Annotated in this window: 13 protein-coding genes and 1 pseudogene; 1 reads left to right on the forward strand and 13 read right to left on the reverse strand. The window is 72.5% G+C overall.

Annotated features, from left to right (window positions below; genetic code table 11):
- Positions 1-54: 54 nt before the first annotated feature.
- The 13 genes and pseudogenes from ACH4E8_RS03180 to ACH4E8_RS03240 all read right to left on the reverse strand — a co-directional run bounded on the left by ACH4E8_RS03180 (position 55) and on the right by ACH4E8_RS03240 (position 11465).
- Positions 55-1413, reverse strand: a complete 1359-nt coding sequence (locus tag ACH4E8_RS03180) for a hypothetical protein (protein WP_398443810.1) — start codon at positions 1411-1413, stop codon at positions 55-57.
- Positions 1414-1555: 142 nt separating this feature from the next.
- Positions 1556-2197, reverse strand: a complete 642-nt coding sequence (locus ACH4E8_RS03185; RefSeq protein WP_398443812.1) for an OmpA family protein — start codon at positions 2195-2197, stop codon at positions 1556-1558.
- The gene (locus ACH4E8_RS03190) at positions 2194-2796 is read right to left on the reverse strand and encodes a hypothetical protein (RefSeq protein WP_398443814.1); all 603 of its coding nucleotides are present in this window, start codon (positions 2794-2796) and stop codon (positions 2194-2196) included. The genes ACH4E8_RS03185 and ACH4E8_RS03190 overlap by 4 nt, the downstream gene beginning before the upstream one ends.
- Before the next feature lie 38 nt (positions 2797-2834).
- Positions 2835-3494 (reverse strand): annotated as a pseudogene (locus ACH4E8_RS03195) (pilus assembly protein TadG-related protein); the annotation flags it as partial.
- 71 nt (positions 3495-3565) lie between these two features.
- Positions 3566-3811, reverse strand: a complete 246-nt coding sequence (locus tag ACH4E8_RS03200) for a hypothetical protein (protein ID WP_361530002.1) — start codon at positions 3809-3811, stop codon at positions 3566-3568.
- Between the two features lie 582 nt (positions 3812-4393).
- The gene (locus tag ACH4E8_RS03205) at positions 4394-5281 is read right to left on the reverse strand and encodes a DUF5936 domain-containing protein (protein WP_398444707.1); all 888 of its coding nucleotides are present in this window, start codon (positions 5279-5281) and stop codon (positions 4394-4396) included.
- A 16-nt stretch (positions 5282-5297) separates the two neighbouring features.
- Complete coding sequence (locus ACH4E8_RS03210; RefSeq protein WP_398443816.1) at positions 5298-6239, reverse strand: type II secretion system F family protein; 942 nt, start codon at positions 6237-6239, stop codon at positions 5298-5300.
- Between the two features lie 111 nt (positions 6240-6350).
- A complete protein-coding gene (locus ACH4E8_RS03215; RefSeq protein ID WP_398443818.1) occupies positions 6351-7694 on the reverse strand; it encodes a CpaF family protein in 1344 nt (447 codons plus the stop codon).
- Positions 7695-7755: 61 nt separating this feature from the next.
- Positions 7756-8121: a TadE/TadG family type IV pilus assembly protein gene (locus tag ACH4E8_RS03220; protein WP_398443820.1), complete on the reverse strand. Its 366-nt coding sequence runs from the start codon at positions 8119-8121 to the stop codon at positions 7756-7758.
- Positions 8118-8483 (reverse strand): TadE/TadG family type IV pilus assembly protein, encoded by a 366-nt coding sequence (locus ACH4E8_RS03225; RefSeq protein WP_398443822.1) that lies wholly within the window; start codon positions 8481-8483, stop codon positions 8118-8120. The genes ACH4E8_RS03220 and ACH4E8_RS03225 overlap by 4 nt, the downstream gene beginning before the upstream one ends.
- A complete protein-coding gene (locus ACH4E8_RS03230) occupies positions 8480-9733 on the reverse strand; it encodes a CpaE family protein (protein WP_398443824.1) in 1254 nt (417 codons plus the stop codon). The genes ACH4E8_RS03225 and ACH4E8_RS03230 overlap by 4 nt, the downstream gene beginning before the upstream one ends.
- 7 nt (positions 9734-9740) lie before the next feature.
- A complete protein-coding gene (gene cpaB, locus ACH4E8_RS03235; RefSeq protein ID WP_398443826.1) occupies positions 9741-10454 on the reverse strand; it encodes a Flp pilus assembly protein CpaB in 714 nt (237 codons plus the stop codon).
- 153 nt (positions 10455-10607) lie between these two features.
- Positions 10608-11465, reverse strand: a complete 858-nt coding sequence (locus tag ACH4E8_RS03240) for a hypothetical protein (RefSeq protein WP_398444709.1) — start codon at positions 11463-11465, stop codon at positions 10608-10610.
- 605 nt (positions 11466-12070) lie between these two features.
- On the opposite strand from ACH4E8_RS03240, the gene ACH4E8_RS03245 reads away from it, so the two are divergent.
- The gene (locus tag ACH4E8_RS03245) at positions 12071-13768 is read left to right on the forward strand and encodes a chitinase (protein WP_398443827.1); all 1698 of its coding nucleotides are present in this window, start codon (positions 12071-12073) and stop codon (positions 13766-13768) included.
- Positions 13769-13990: the final 222 nt, after the last annotated feature.

Below are 13990 nucleotides of genomic sequence, written 5' to 3' on the forward strand. Positions count from 1 at the left end.
AACAACACAGCCCGCCGCACGGCGAAACCGTGGGGCTCGGTGGGTGAGGGGACGTCAGCGGTTCCAGGGGGTGGACGACGCCTGGGCGCGGGAGCGGCGTGCCACCGCCGTCCAGGCGACGAGGCCCAGCACCAGGGCCGAGCCGAGGCCGATGCCCGAGTAGCCGACGATCCGCATCGCGGTGCTGTCGCCGGAGTCGCCGCCCGAGTCGCTGCCGGTGCCCGCGGCGGCGCCCAGCCGTTCGCCGGTGGTGACGCCGAAGCCCGCGGCCCGGGGGTCGCCGTCGTACGGAGGCGCCTCGGCGGGCTCGCCCCCGATGCCGACGCCGAGGGTCAGCGGGGTCGGGGCGGCGACGGAGCGGGCGAGCGAGACCCGGACGTAGTACCAGCCGGAGAAGCGCATCGCCCCGACCTCGTTGCGGCTGACGACGCGGTTGGCGAAGGCGGCGGGGGCGGTGTCGAGGGTGACGGAGCGGTCCGGGTGGTCCGCGTCCACGCTCTCGACGAAGCCGCGCGCGGTGTTGTAGAGCGCGAGTTGCACCCCGTCCGGCACCTTCCGCCCGTCGCGGGGGCTGTCGCTGCCGTCGCCGTCCTGGCCGCCGTAGCCGAACGTCGCGTCGAGGAAGAGGCGTTGCCCCCAGTCGAGCGGGACCTTGTAGTAGTGGCTGTCACCGGGGTTCAGCACGTCGCGCCAGCGGCCCTGCCCGATGGCGCGGGCGTCGTTGAAGCCGGTGCCGCCCTCGGCGCCCTTCGGCGCGCCCTGCGGTGGCTGCGGGGAGCGCCCCCGGTCCGAGGGGCCGGTGGAGGGCGCCGAACTGCCCGCCTTCAGGCCGGGCTCCAGCATGAACCTGATCTCGACGGGCCACTTCCGCGCGCCGGAGCCGTCACCGTCACCGTCACCGTCACCGAAGCCCGCCCCGATCGCCTCGACCGTGAAGACGTACTCCCCCTCGGCCTGGCACCCGCGGCCGGGGGCGATCCGGCGCGTGGCGTAGTCGGCGACGGGCCGGGGCGTGTCGGCGCCGAACGTGACGTCCGTGATGTCGCTGCACTTCGTACCGCCCGCGTCCGCCAGCCCGATCCGCATCCCGGCGGTCGCCGCGACCGTGCCCCCGGGCGGCGGCGCGAGCACCGCGGAGACGTACGCGTTGGAACGGTCGTCCAACGGCACCCGGTAGTGCTTGCGCTCCCCCGCGGAGAGCACGTCGGTGTACGTCCCCGGGCTCAGCGCCGGCGCGCGGTCGCCCGATGCGGCGCCCTGCACGGCGCGTGCGCCGTCGGCGGTCCCGTACGGCCGCGCCGGCCAGTCCGGCCCGTCCGCGGCGGCGGCCGGTGGCGCGGACTGCGCCAGGACCTGCGCGGTGGCGAGGACGAGGCAGACCCCTGCCCCTAGCGCCCGCACGACCTGCCCCATCCGTCCGCTCCCCCTCGGCCCTCGGGGGCCGCACCCGGTCGACCCGCGCGGTCGACGACCGGCCGCAGCGTACTGCGGCCGGTCCGTCGGGCGGACGACGGGTGGGGCGTTCGGCGTGCGGGCGCGGGGGACTGACACGGCCTCAGGCGGGGTCGCTGCCGGCGCCCGTGGGGAAGGTGACCTCGACGCGGCGGTTCTTGCGGCGGCCCTCTTCGGTCGCGTTGTCGGCGATCGGGTAGTCCTCGCTGTAGCCGCGCACGTCGTAACGGATGCCCGGGTCGTTCAGCTCCCCGCTGAGCAGGGAGTGCACGGCGTCGGCGCGCTGCTTGGAGAGCACCTTGCCGTGGTCGTACGTCCCGAGGTCGTCGGTGAAGCCGAACACCCGCACCGCCGGCGGCCCGTGCTTCTTGACCTCGGCGGCGATCGCGGCGACCCGGCTGCTGGCCTGCGGGGTGAGCTTCGCGCTGTTCTTGCCGAACAGCACCTCGGCCTGGAGCGCGAACGTCAGCGAGGTCGTGGTCTCCTCGCGGCGCTCCTCGCCGCCCTCGGTCTCCACGATGGAGACGATGTCGAGCACGCGCGCGTCCGCGAGGGTGGCGCCCTCGCGCATCTTCAGCCCGGGGTCCTTCGGGTCGACCGGCGGGGGCGTGGCGCTGGGTTCGGTGCCGGGCGGGACGCTGGGGCCGTCGGCGGACGCGGCCGGCACGGCGGTCAGTTGCACCCCGGTGACCAGCACCAGCACGGCGACGGAGGCCGCGAGGGGGTGGCGGTGGCCGCGCGTCATGACAGCCCGATCGTCACGGTCGGCATCAGCGGGATCTGCACGTCGACGGACTTGGTGCCCTCCGGCGGGGCGGGGAACTGGGCGAAGAAGTCGATGCTCTGGCCGGACTGCATGGTCGTCAGGCCGGTGGTGGTGAGCGGGTACCCGTCGGTGTCGCGCAGCACGTAGTAGCGCTTCTTGCCGGTCTTGTCGACGAGCGTCATCCCGGCGAACGAGGGGCCGGTCTGGCTGACCTTGGTCTCCTGGCCGTTCCACTGGAGCGGCGGGAACTGGCTCTTGCCGCTGGTGTTCTTCAGGACGCCCTCGACGGTCAGGAAGCCGCCGCTGTCCCGCTCCGCGGTGCGGATGGTGATCTGGAAGCCGTTGGAGCCGTTGATCGTCGCCAGGGGTTCGGAGCTCTGGGGCTCGGCGCTGCCGCCGTCCTTGGGTCCGTCGCCCGACCCGTCCGCGGGCGTCGACGCCTTCGGGGCGTCCTTGGCGTTCTTCCCGTCGTCGCCGTCGCCCCCGCCCCCGCACGCGGCCAGGGAGAACGTCAGGGCCACCGCCACCAGGGCGGCCGGGACCCCTCTGCGGGTCTTCGCTCCGTGCCGGGTACTCATCAGTGCTGTTCCTTTGCGTCTGCGTCGGTCGCGGAAGGTCAGTCCTCGGCCAGCCGTACGGCGAGGAGGTCGGAGATCTCGGGCAGGCCGTCGGGCTCGTCCGGGTCGAGCTCGAAGGACCCGCCGTCGCACCGGAGTTCGCCGAGGGAGGGCGTGTCGTCGCCGTCGCCCGGGGGCGCGCTCGCCGAGGGGTCGGGGTCCTCGGGCGCCTCGGGGTCGTCGCCGGGAGCGCCGGGGCTCTCGGGCGCCTCGGGCGTCGGCGCGGGGTCGAAGTCGCACTGCGGCTCCACGACGGCCGTGGCGGTGGCCTCCGCGTGGTCGTTCTCGGTGCCCGGCAGGACGGTGTCCCCCACCGGATTCACCGCCCGGACGTGCACGGTGAAGCCCCAGCGCCCGTCGGCGGGCGGGCCGCAGTCCAGCACCGTGGCCTCGTTCTCGCCGGCCAGCCGGGCCGCCACGGCGCACGCCGTGCCGCTCTCGCCCGACGCGTCGCCGGACAGCAGCCGACGCAGGAACTCGACGTCGACGGGGGGCGCCCACAGGTCCTCCCCCAGCAGGTCGCGGGAGTCCTGGGCGGCGGCGAGCGCGGCGGCGTCGGCGGCCGACTGGGCGCCGTTGCGGGCGGCGCCGGCCTGGCCGACGGCGAAGAACGCGAGGGCCGCGAAGAGGACCAGCGCGACCATGGCGATGTAGAGGGGGGCCGCCTGACCCGCCTCCCGACCGTGACCGAAACCGCGACGGCGACCGTCGCTGGCACCGGGCCGGCGCGCTACTTCCCGCCGCCCGTGTTCAGGACGTCCGCCACCTTGTTCTTGAGGCCCGTGGCGATGTCGTTGGCCACGCCCGAGCCGACGATCGCGGCGATGATCAGCGCCACCAGCACGATCACCCCCACGTACTCCACCGCGCCCTGCCCCCGGTCGCCGCGCTCCCGCATCGCGCGCGCCGTCGCCGCCGTCCACGTCCCGATGTACACCCGGGCCCTGACCACGGCCTTCAGCGTCACGTTCGACATCGTCTTCCCCTTCGGCGCCGACGGCCCGATGCCCGCCGGGGTCGTACCGGTCTCTGGCGCCACCCGCCGTGACGACTCCCTCGCGGTACGTACGGATGGCAGCGTCTGAACTGTATGCCGAGGCGCGGCGGAAGCGAATAGGTCCCGGGGCCCAACGTCGAGCAGGACGGGCGAGTTGATCCGCAATGGGGCGGTTTCGCTCGTCGACTTCGTGGTCCTCGACGGATGGCGCGCCGGACGGGCGTTCGGGGCGCGCGGGCCGGTGTTCGGTCGGACCGGCCGCGGTCAGCTCCACCACCTCCACCTCCCGTCGGCTCGGCGCGGTGACCACCCCGTGCGACGGGTCGAACACCGCGGGCCCGGGCTCCGTGCTCGAATGTCCCACATTCGATTGCGAAAGCGAAGGCCGTCCGGCGAACTCGGCCCCGCCGCAACTTCCTTCGGCGGAGTGGGGATGTTGGTGCAGCGACACGGCGGCTGTCTCCTCTCGGGCACGGCGTTCGCGTACGGACCGCGGGGCGCGGGCGGTTGGTCGGCTTGGCGGCTTGTTGTCTTGGCGTCTTGTCGTCAGGGGAGGGCGGCTCAGCCTCCGAGCACGTCCCCGAGGTCCACCCCCGACCCGTAGTAGAAGCTCATGACGATCAGGATCATCGTGGCGGGCAGCATGACGAGGGTGACCACGAGCGTGGACTTCGGGACGGCCTTGGCCGCTTCCCGGCGCGCCTGCTGGGCGTCGGTGCGGCGCATGTCGGTGGCGATCTGGATCAGGGTGTCCACGATCGGCGCGCCCAACTCCTCGCCCTGCTGGAGCGCGGTGACGAACATCGAGACCTGCTCGGAGTCGTTGCGCCGGCGCAGTTGGTCGAAGGCGTCGCGGCGGCTGACGCCCATGTCCATCTGGCGCAGCGTGATGCGGACCTCGTCGCACCAGGGGCCCTCGTACTTCTCCGCCACCCGCTCCAGGGCCTGGCGGAAGCCGAGTCCGGCCGACACCACGACGGCGAGGACGTCGAGGAAGTCCGGGAGGGTGCGCTCGATGTCGGCGCGGCGGCGGCGGATCGCGGCCCGGATGATGACGTCGGTCCACACCAGTCCGAAGGCCAGGGCCGCGATCGCCACCAGGAACTGGCCGCGCAGCAGCATGGAGAACGCGGCGAGGACGCCGAGGACCCCGTACACGGCGCGGCGGGCGGCGTAGCGGTCCACGGTCATGCCGCCGGGGTTGCCCGCCATGTCGAGCCGGCGGCGCAGCGCGTCCACCCGCTTCGGGCCCATGGCGCCGAGCACGGCGGGGGCGTAGCGCATGCCGAGCCGGTCGAGGCCGGAGCCGACGGCGCTGGTGCGGCTGGCGCCGACCTCCAGGGCGAGGGCGAGGTCCCCGGGGAGCTTGGCGTCGGCGCGGTACATCCGGACGCCGTGGAAGATCCCGTAGACGGAGAGTCCGAGGGCGAGGGCGAGGAGGAGCGGGATCATCTGGTGGCCCTCCTCAGACCTGGATCCTGGACATCCGGCGGATCAGGAGACCGCCGACGGCGTAGAGGCCGATGGCGATCAGGGTGGCGATCTGGCCGGTGAAGCTGCCGGTCATCTCGTCCAGGGCGCCCGGCGTCATCGTGTTGATCATCAGCAGGAAGCCGAAGCCGAGCAGCGGCACGGCGAGGGCGGTGACCTTGATCTGGGAGAGCATGGTGGTGACCTCGCGCCGGGTCTCCTTGCGCTCCTCCAGGGTCTGGGTCAGGTTCCGCAGGGAGCTGACGACCTGTCCGCCGGCGCGGTTGGCGAGGATCAGGGTGGTGACGAGGACGATCAGCTCGCGGGACGGGAGCCGTTCGCCCAGCTCGCCGAGGGCGTCGTCGAGGCTCTGGCCGACGGCGAGCTGGTCGGCGACGATGCCGAGTTCCTGGCCCGCGGGGTCGTCGAGCTCCTCGGCGGCCATGGCGAGTGCGGTGCGCAGGGCGAGGCCGGCCTGGGTGGCGTTGGCGAGGACCCGGGTCAGCTCGGGGAGCTGGTTGATGAACGCCTCGGTGCGCTTCTGCTGCTGCCAGTTGAGGAAGGCGCTCGCGCCCCAGGCGGCCGCGAGCGCGGCGAGCACCCCGAAGTAGGGGGTGAGGACGGCGGCGACGACGAGATAGACGACGAGCAGCACGAGGACGGCGTAGACGACGTACTCGCCGGGGGTGACGTCGAGGCCGGTCGCCTTGATGCGGCGCTCCAGGCGCCTGCCGTACCGGGTCCGCCGCACCCTGCGGTCGACGGCGGCGAAGCGGCGGCGCCGGCCGGGGAGGGCCGCGGGCAGTCCGGTCTGCGCCATGCGCTCGACGAGCGCCTGCCGCTGGGCCCGGCCCCGGGACCAGTGGTGCACGCCGATGACGCCGAGCACCCCGGCGACGAGGGTGGCTCCGATCGTCAGGAGCGGAAGGAGGTTCATGTCGGGCGGGGACCTTCTCCAGTAGGGGGCGGCGGGTGGGGTGCTGGGGGCTCGTCCGGTGTTCGTTCCGCGGACCGGGGTCTGTCCCGTGCTCGTTCCGCGGACCGCGGCCTATCCGGTGCTCGTGCCGCGGACGACGAGTTCCCCGTCCGACCCGGCGACCCCGAACACCAGCGGCAGGACTTCGTTCTTCAGATGGAGCCGCTGGGCGATCCGGCGCGGCACCGGGTGGTACGCAAACCTGCCGTGCACCCGCCCGTCGGCGGACATCGGCTGGGCCTCGAAGCGGCAGACGGAGACGATCCGGTACTCCTCGCGGCCCGCGGAGTCGACCACGGCGATCTCGGTGACCCGGCGGGAGCCGTCGGCGTGCCGGGTGAGCTGGACGATGACGTCGACGGCGCTGTTGATCTGGTCCTTGATGGCGGCGAAGGGGATCTCCACCTCGGACATGGAGGCCAGGGTCTGCAGCCGCATCAGCGCGTCCTCGGCGCTGTTGGCGTGCACGGTGGCCAGCGAGCCGTCGTGGCCGGTGGACATCGCCTGGAGCATGTCCAGGGTCTCCCCGCCGCGGACCTCGCCGACGACGATGCGGTCCGGGCGCATGCGCAGGGAGTTGCGGACCAGGTCCCGGATGGTGACCCGGCCCTTGCCCTCGACGTTCGGCGGGCGGCTCTCCAGGGTGATGACGTGCGACTGCTGGAGTTGGAGTTCGGCGGAGTCCTCGATGGTGACGATCCGCTCCCCCTCCGGGATCAGCCCGGACAGGGTGTTGAGCAGGGTGGTCTTCCCGGTGCCGGTGGCGCCGGAGACGATCACGTTGAACTTGGCCCGCACCAGGCTCGCGAGCAGCAGCGTCATCTGCTCGTCCAGCGAGCCGATGGCGATCATCTCCTGGAGGGTGAAGGCGCGGGGGAAGCGGCGGATGGTCAGGACGGGGCCGCTGAGGGAGAGCGGGGGGATGATGACGTTGACGCGCTCGCCGGACGGCAGCCGGGCGTCGACCATCGGATTGGCCTCGTCCACCCGGCGGTTGACGGTGGAGACGATGCGTTCGATGGTCTGCATCAGCTGCTCGGTGGAGGAGAAGCGCATCGGCAGCAGTTCCAGCCGGCCGGCCCGCTCCACGTACACCTGCTCGGGCCCGTTGACCATGATCTCGCTGATGGAGGCGTCCTCCAGCAGCGGTTCCAGGATGCCGAGGCCGAGCGCTTCGTCGACGACGCGCCGGATGAGTTGGGCGCGCTCGGCGGTGGAGAGCACCGGGCCCTCGCGGCTGATGATGTGGCCGAGGACCCGCTCCAGCCGGACGCGCCGGTCGGCGGCGGCGAGCGCGGACATCTCCGCGAGGTCGATCTCCTCCAGCAGCTTGGCCCGGTAGACGGCGACGAGACGGTTGACCTCGCCCCGGCCGCCGACCGGTTCGGGGCTGCTGATGCGCGCCCGCAGGCTCATGTCCTCATCTCCCAGGTGTCGCAGGGGTCTTGCCGGCAGTGGTGCGGGTGGGTGGCGGGGGTCAGTCGCAGGGCATCGTCACGGTCCTCACGGCGGGGTCGAAGTCGAGCAGCGGCAGCAGCGCGGGGATCCGTACGGACGCGGTCGCGGAGATCTCGCCGTCGCCGTCGCCGCACCGCCCCGCGTCGATGTCGGTGCCGTCCGCCAGCCAGCCGCTGATCGCGGCCCGGCCCGCGGGGACGGCCCGGCCGCCGCCGTCCGGTGCGGCTTCCGCGCGGGCGGCGGCGCGGGCCGCGGTGCCGGCCTGCTGGGCGGCGTACGCGACGACGCCGAGTTGGATCGCGGCGAGGGCGAGGAAGATCAGCAGGGCGACGATCCCGGCGTACTCGACCGCGGCCTGTCCCCGGTCGTCCCGTCGCGCCCTCACCTGTTCCGCTCCTCGTTCGGTGCGGCGGCCTCGCCGGGGACGGTGATGGGCAGGTCGACGCCGCCGGGGAAGAGGGCGGGCACCCGCAGCTCCACCGTGGCCCGGTACATCTCCCCGTCCACGCGGCAGTCGGTGGCGACGCCCTGCCAGGCGCCGGAGAGGGTGCGGCGGGCGGCCGCGGCGCAGGCGTCGGCGCCGCCCACGGCGCCGGCCCGGGCTGCTTCGTCGGCGGCGTTCCCCGCGAGGGCGAAGGTGTACCCGGTGAGGGCCGCCTGCCACAGCAGGCCCACGGTGATGAGGATGATCGGGAGCGTGCCGACGAACTCGACGGTGGCCTGCCCCCGGTCGTCGCGCGCGTTCACTTCGACCGCGCCCGACGCAGTCCGATGGAGCCCCGGTCGCCGCGGAACCGGCTCTGCTTCGGCGACGGCTCCAGGGCCTGGGCGCTCACCAGCCCCAACTCCCCCGCCAGGCTCCACAGCGCCTGCTTCACCGTCGACTTGGCCTCCAGGTCCTGCATCCGGCCCGCGTCCACCACCGGCTGGAGCTCCTTGAAGCCCGCCGGCACCGCCGACTTGGCGACCCGGGTGCCGGTGATCTTCTCGATCAGCGGTGGCTGGATCTCGGTGCCGCGGGTGTGCCGGTTGACGACGACGACCGTCTCCTCCGCCTTGCGGATCTGGAGCCGCTCCCACATCCGCACCATGCGCTTGGCGGCGCGCACCGCGACCACGTCGGGCGTGGTCACCAGCAGCGTGGTGTCGGCGCTCTCGATCGCCGCCGCGCTCCCGGCCGTGACCTGGGTGCCGCAGTCCACCACGACGACCTCGTACCGGCTGCGCAGCGCGCTGACGACCTGGCGTACGGCCCGGTCGCCGACCTCCTCGCCGCGCTCGCCCTCCGCGGGCGCCAGCAGCAGCCCGATGCCGGTCTGGTGGGCGAAGACGGCGTCCTGGAGCACTCGGGGCGAGATGTCCTGGATGCCCGCGAGGTCGGCGATGGAGCGGCGGAACTGCACGTCGAGGTAGGACGCCACGTCACCGGCCTGGAGGTCCAGGTCGACCAGGGCGACCGTGCGGCCGGACGCGCGGGCCGCCAGGGCCAGTTGGACGGCGGTGACCGTGGCGCCGGCGCCGCCCTTCGCCCCGCTGACGGTGACGACCGTGCCCCCGGCCCCGGGCCCCGGCTCGGCACCGTGGCCGAGGTGCCGGCGCACGCCGGTGGACCAGCCGGCCGCGGCCTGCACGCGCTGCGCCAGGTCCTCGTACGACAGCGGCATCCCGAGCAGCCCGCGCGCACCGGAGTCCATCGCGGCCGAGTACAGGCCGGGGCCGGCGTCGACGGTGATCAGGACCACGCCGACCGCGGGGAAGCGCAGCGCCACCTCGCGGATCAGCTCCAGCGCCGGCACCGGGCCGATCCGCTCGTGGACCAGCACGACCTCGGGCAGTTCGTCGAGCGATTCGGCCGCCAGCCGGGCCAGCAGGTCGAGCAGCGAGGTCGAGTCGCCCACCGCGGGCGCCGGCTCCACGTCGGGGAGCTGGCCGAGCAGGGTGGTGATCGACCGGGCCGCGTCCGGGTCGCCGACGGCCGGCAGGATGCGTGTGGTCATGCAGCACTCACCTGTTCTTGTCTTCGTCGAGGGTGTAGGTGCTGTCGCCGGGGCGCAACGCGGCTGCGGTCCCCTTGGCGAGAAGGGCGAGCCGGACGTTCTCGGCGAAGGACTCGGCGTACGCGACGCGTTGGGCGTCCGCGGTGGCGAGGGCGAAGGTGATCGGCACCGCCTCGCGGGCGGCGTCGCGGCGCTCGCTGCGGCCGGCGCCGATGGGGGTGAGTTCGCCGACGTCGATGACGCGGGCGCCGGAGACGATGATCCGGGACTCGTCGGGGTCGCTGTCCCGCTTGCCGGCGAAGGTGGCGAAGATGTTCACCAGGTCACCGGGGCTGATCTTGCCGGCGACCCCGGTCGCGGCGTCGACCATGATGGCGATCTCCTGCTCCCCGGCGGCCAGGGCGGGCCGCTTGACGATCATGTCGTCCTGGAGCAGCGAGCCCTTCTTGAGCCGGGTGACGGCTATCTTCCCGTTGACCTGGGCGACGTCCCGCACGGCGCTGTCGGAGAGCCAGCGCTCGGGAATGGCGACCTCTTCGAACTGCTGGGGGGTGAGGGCGGTGTACGGGGCCACGTCGGACTTCAGCCGGTACGCGGACACCTCGGGGCCGACCTTCGAATTCACGTCGCCGATCACGACGACCACCCCGGCGACGGCGGCGAGGGCGCAGAGGACCGATACGGCGATCAGGATGACGCCTCGGCGTTGACGTGAATTCATGAGCTGGGGAACCTCGTTCGCTAACGGTCGCTAACGGTCACGGACGGGATGTCGGGGAGTTCGGTTCGGGGAGTTCGGGGAGTGCTGCGTCTTCTGTGTTTTCTGCGTCTTCTGCGTAGCGGAGCGTTCGGGGACGTGCGGGTGTTGGCGGGTTCAGCGTGCGGACGGGCCGCGGCCCGGAACCCCGGAATGGCGGAACTGCCCCTGATCGGGGTGGCGGCCGTTGCCGACCGCGGCGAGCGGGGCCGAACAGAAGGCGCAGACGTCACCGATGAGTTCGATTCCGCACCAGGTGCACACCTCTCTGCGGACGGACGAGACCAGTTGGTAGAGAATCGAGACGTCGGGCAGGAAGGCGGCGAATTCCACGAGTTTCCCGGTGCCCCACCAGGTCGCCGAAGCGGCCGGCAGCGGGACCTCCTCCACGCCCTGGACCTGCCACTGGGGTGCGAGGGTGCCGGTGACCCAGTCGGGCTGCGCCTGGCCCTTCGCGTACACCAGGCGGGTGGCGAAGTCGGGCCCGGTGAGCTGCTGCGCCGGCGATTCCGCGGCGCCGATCTTGACGAGCTCGGGGGCGGGGTGGGCGAGCACCCCGAACTGGGCGCCGGGCACCCACGACTTCGCGTGCGACTTCAACGTCACCGGGACCCGGTCGAGCCGGGCCACGGAATGCAGTACGGCGCCGGCGTGCACGTAGTGCGAGAGCAGTCGGGCGGCGGACGCGACTATCCCGGCGCCGAAGTCGCAGATCGACAACTGTCTGAGCTGGCGCACCAGTACGGCGACGGCGAGCGGCGGCAGGTCGAGCTTCAGCAGGGCGATGCGATTGCTCTCCAACACCGACCGCACGGTGTGCAGGCGCCGTTCGTGCGCCACCGGAATCGTCGCCGGATAGAGGGCGACGACGTGTCCGTACTGCTCCAGCAGAACGGAGACGTCGGCGAGCGCGGCGTCGAGCGGGGCGTCCTCGGGCGGCGGGAGCAGCGCGGCCGTGGGCGTGTGCGGATCCATCGGCGGTAGCACCAGGTCTGCGCTGGTGACAGCTATTGCGGTCGGCACGCTGGTTCCCCGTTCGGACAACGGTCTCCGGGGGTTCCGTGACCGCGGATACGTACTGCTCGCTGCTCCTGCGCAGCACTTTATCCACGACGTCAGAGCCAGAGAACACCCTGCTGGAACTCACAGCCTCGCCGTGAGCACGCTCCGCTCATGCCAAAGCGGACCAAACCCGGATGTTCCCCTATGCGGAGGTCGGCGTCCACCCCGGTGCGGGACGCTCGGCGGGAAACGCCCCTTCCTCGCCAGGGATTTGGCCGAAAATCATCATAAGCTCCGCGCTCCGGCGCCCGATTGCCCCCGAAGTGCCGACTGCGTGCCCGTCGCATGTCGGCCAGCGCGCGGCCGGTCGCCGCCCCGGTGCCGGACGCCGGGGAAGGGCCCCCGGCCGGGAACCAATCGTTGACGGAAGTCTTGACAACCTTATTGGTCTGGACCAGTTTTACGCCCAGCGGGGGTCGCCGTCTCCGGTCCACCTCCTCCTCGCGTCCCCCGCTCCCACCCCCCACGCACCACTTCAGTACCTCCACCCCCACCCCCCACACTTCTGGAGGCAGTACGTGGCACCCACCAGACGTCCGCACAGATGGCTCGGCGGAGCACTGGCGCTCGCCGTAGGCGCCGGCCTCACGGTCCTCGGCACCGCAGGTCCGGCCATGGCCGCCGACGTCAACAACGCGAAGAACGCCGGATTCGAGTCGGGCCTCACCAACTGGTCCTGTTCCGGCGGCAACGGCGCGAACACGTCCACCCCGGTCCGCACCGGCGCTTCGGCCCTCAAGGCCACCCCCGCCGGGCAGGACAAGGCCCAGTGCAGCCAGACCGTGGCCGTGAAGCCCAACTCGACGTACACGCTGAGCGCCCACGTCCAGGGCAGCTACGTCTACCTGGGCGCCACCGGCACCGGCACCACCGACGTCTCCACCTGGTCGCCCGGCAGCACCGGCTGGAGCCAGCTCTCCACCTCCTTCCGCACCGGCGCCAGCACCACGTCCGTGACGATCTACACCCACGGCTGGTTCGGCCAGAGCGCGTACTACGTGGACGACGTCAGCGTCTTCGGCCCCGACGGGGGCGGCGGCCAGGACCCCGACCCGGTCGTGCCCAACCCGCCCACCGGGCTCGCCGCGGGCGCCACCACCACCTCCACGGTCCCGCTGAGCTGGACCGCGGCCTCCGGCGCGACCGGCTACAACGTCTACCGGGACGGCGCGAAGGTCTCCTCGGTGACCGGCACGTCGACGACCGTGACGGGGCTGGCGGCGAACACCTCGTACAGCTTCGAGGTCACGGCGACCAACTCCAAGGGCGAGTCCGCCAAGTCCGCCGCGGTCACCGCCCGCACCAAGGACGGCGGCTCCAACCCGAACCCGGTCGTGCCCAAGCACGCGGTGACGGGCTACTGGCAGAACTTCAACAACGGCGCGACCGTGCAGAAGCTGCGCGACGTCAGCCCGCAGTACGACATCATCGCCGTCGCCTTCGCGGACGCCACCACCACTCCGGGCGAGCTGACGTTCAACCTGAGCCCGGCGCTCGGCTACGCCAACGTCGACGAGTTCAAGTCGGACGTGGCCGCGAAGAAGGCGGCGGGCAAGTCGGTCATCATCTCCGTCGGCGGTGAGATCGGCAACGTCACCGTCAACAGCGACGCCTCCGCGACGGCCTTCGCCAACAGCGCGTACGCCCTGATGCAGGAGTACGGCTTCACCGGCGTCGACATCGACCTGGAGCACGGCATCAACTCCACGTACCTCACCAAGGCGATCCGACAGCTGTCGGCCAAGGCGGGGACGAACATGGTGCTGACGATGGCGCCGCAGACCCTCGACATGCAGTCGACCGGCACCGAGTACTTCAAGCTGGCGACGGCGGTCAAGGACATCCTCACCGTCGTGAACACCCAGTACTACAACAGCGGTGCGATGCTCGGCTGCGACGGCAAGGTGTACTCGCAGGGCTCGGTGGACTTCCTCACCGCGCTCTCCTGCATCCAGCTGGAGGGCGGCCTCGACCCGTCCCAGGTGGGCATCGGGGTGCCGGCCTCCAGCCGCGGCGCCGGCGGCGGCTACGTCTCCCCGTCGGTCGTCACCGCGGCGCTCGACTGCCTCACCAAGGGCACGAGCTGCGGCAACTTCAAGCCGACGAAGACCTACCCGGGCCTGCGCGGCGCGATGACCTGGTCCATCAACTGGGACGCGGCATCGGGCAACGCCTGGTCCAACGTCGTCGGACCGCACGTCCACAACCTGCCGTAGGCCCTCCGGGCCGGGGTTCGGGGAGACGTAGCCGCGGATTCCCTGCGGGTGCGTCGGTCTCCACCGGCCGGTGGTGGGCTTGTCGCGCAGTTCCGCCCCCTGTGCCCTGCGGGCACGGGGGGACCCCCAGCGCCCGTGATTCGCTCAGCCCGGCTGTCATCTGCGGGATGTGCACTGGGGTATGCCCGGGCTTTTAGGGGCGCTGGGGGTCCCCCCACGCCC

It is taken from the genome of Streptomyces sp. NPDC017979, from assembly GCF_044328175.1.
GTDB lineage: Bacteria > Actinomycetota > Actinomycetes > Streptomycetales > Streptomycetaceae > Streptomyces.

Bases quoted from the DNA above. Each gene is read 5' to 3' on its own strand.
- ACH4E8_RS03180 (WP_398443810.1), bottom strand. From the start codon at position 1,413: ATGGGGCAGGTCGTGCGGGCGCTAGGGGCAGGGGTCTGCCTCGTCCTC.
- ACH4E8_RS03185 (WP_398443812.1), bottom strand. From the start codon at position 2,197: ATGACGCGCGGCCACCGCCACCCCCTCGCGGCCTCCGTCGCCGTGCTG.
- ACH4E8_RS03190 (WP_398443814.1), bottom strand. From the start codon at position 2,796: ATGAGTACCCGGCACGGAGCGAAGACCCGCAGAGGGGTCCCGGCCGCC.
- ACH4E8_RS03200 (WP_361530002.1), bottom strand. From the start codon at position 3,811: ATGTCGAACGTGACGCTGAAGGCCGTGGTCAGGGCCCGGGTGTACATC.
- ACH4E8_RS03210 (WP_398443816.1), bottom strand. From the start codon at position 6,239: ATGAACCTCCTTCCGCTCCTGACGATCGGAGCCACCCTCGTCGCCGGG.
- ACH4E8_RS03215 (WP_398443818.1), bottom strand. From the start codon at position 7,694: ATGAGCCTGCGGGCGCGCATCAGCAGCCCCGAACCGGTCGGCGGCCGG.
- ACH4E8_RS03230 (WP_398443824.1), bottom strand. From the start codon at position 9,733: ATGACCACACGCATCCTGCCGGCCGTCGGCGACCCGGACGCGGCCCGG.
- cpaB (WP_398443826.1), bottom strand. From the start codon at position 10,454: ATGAATTCACGTCAACGCCGAGGCGTCATCCTGATCGCCGTATCGGTC.
- ACH4E8_RS03240 (WP_398444709.1), bottom strand. From the start codon at position 11,465: ATGGATCCGCACACGCCCACGGCCGCGCTGCTCCCGCCGCCCGAGGAC.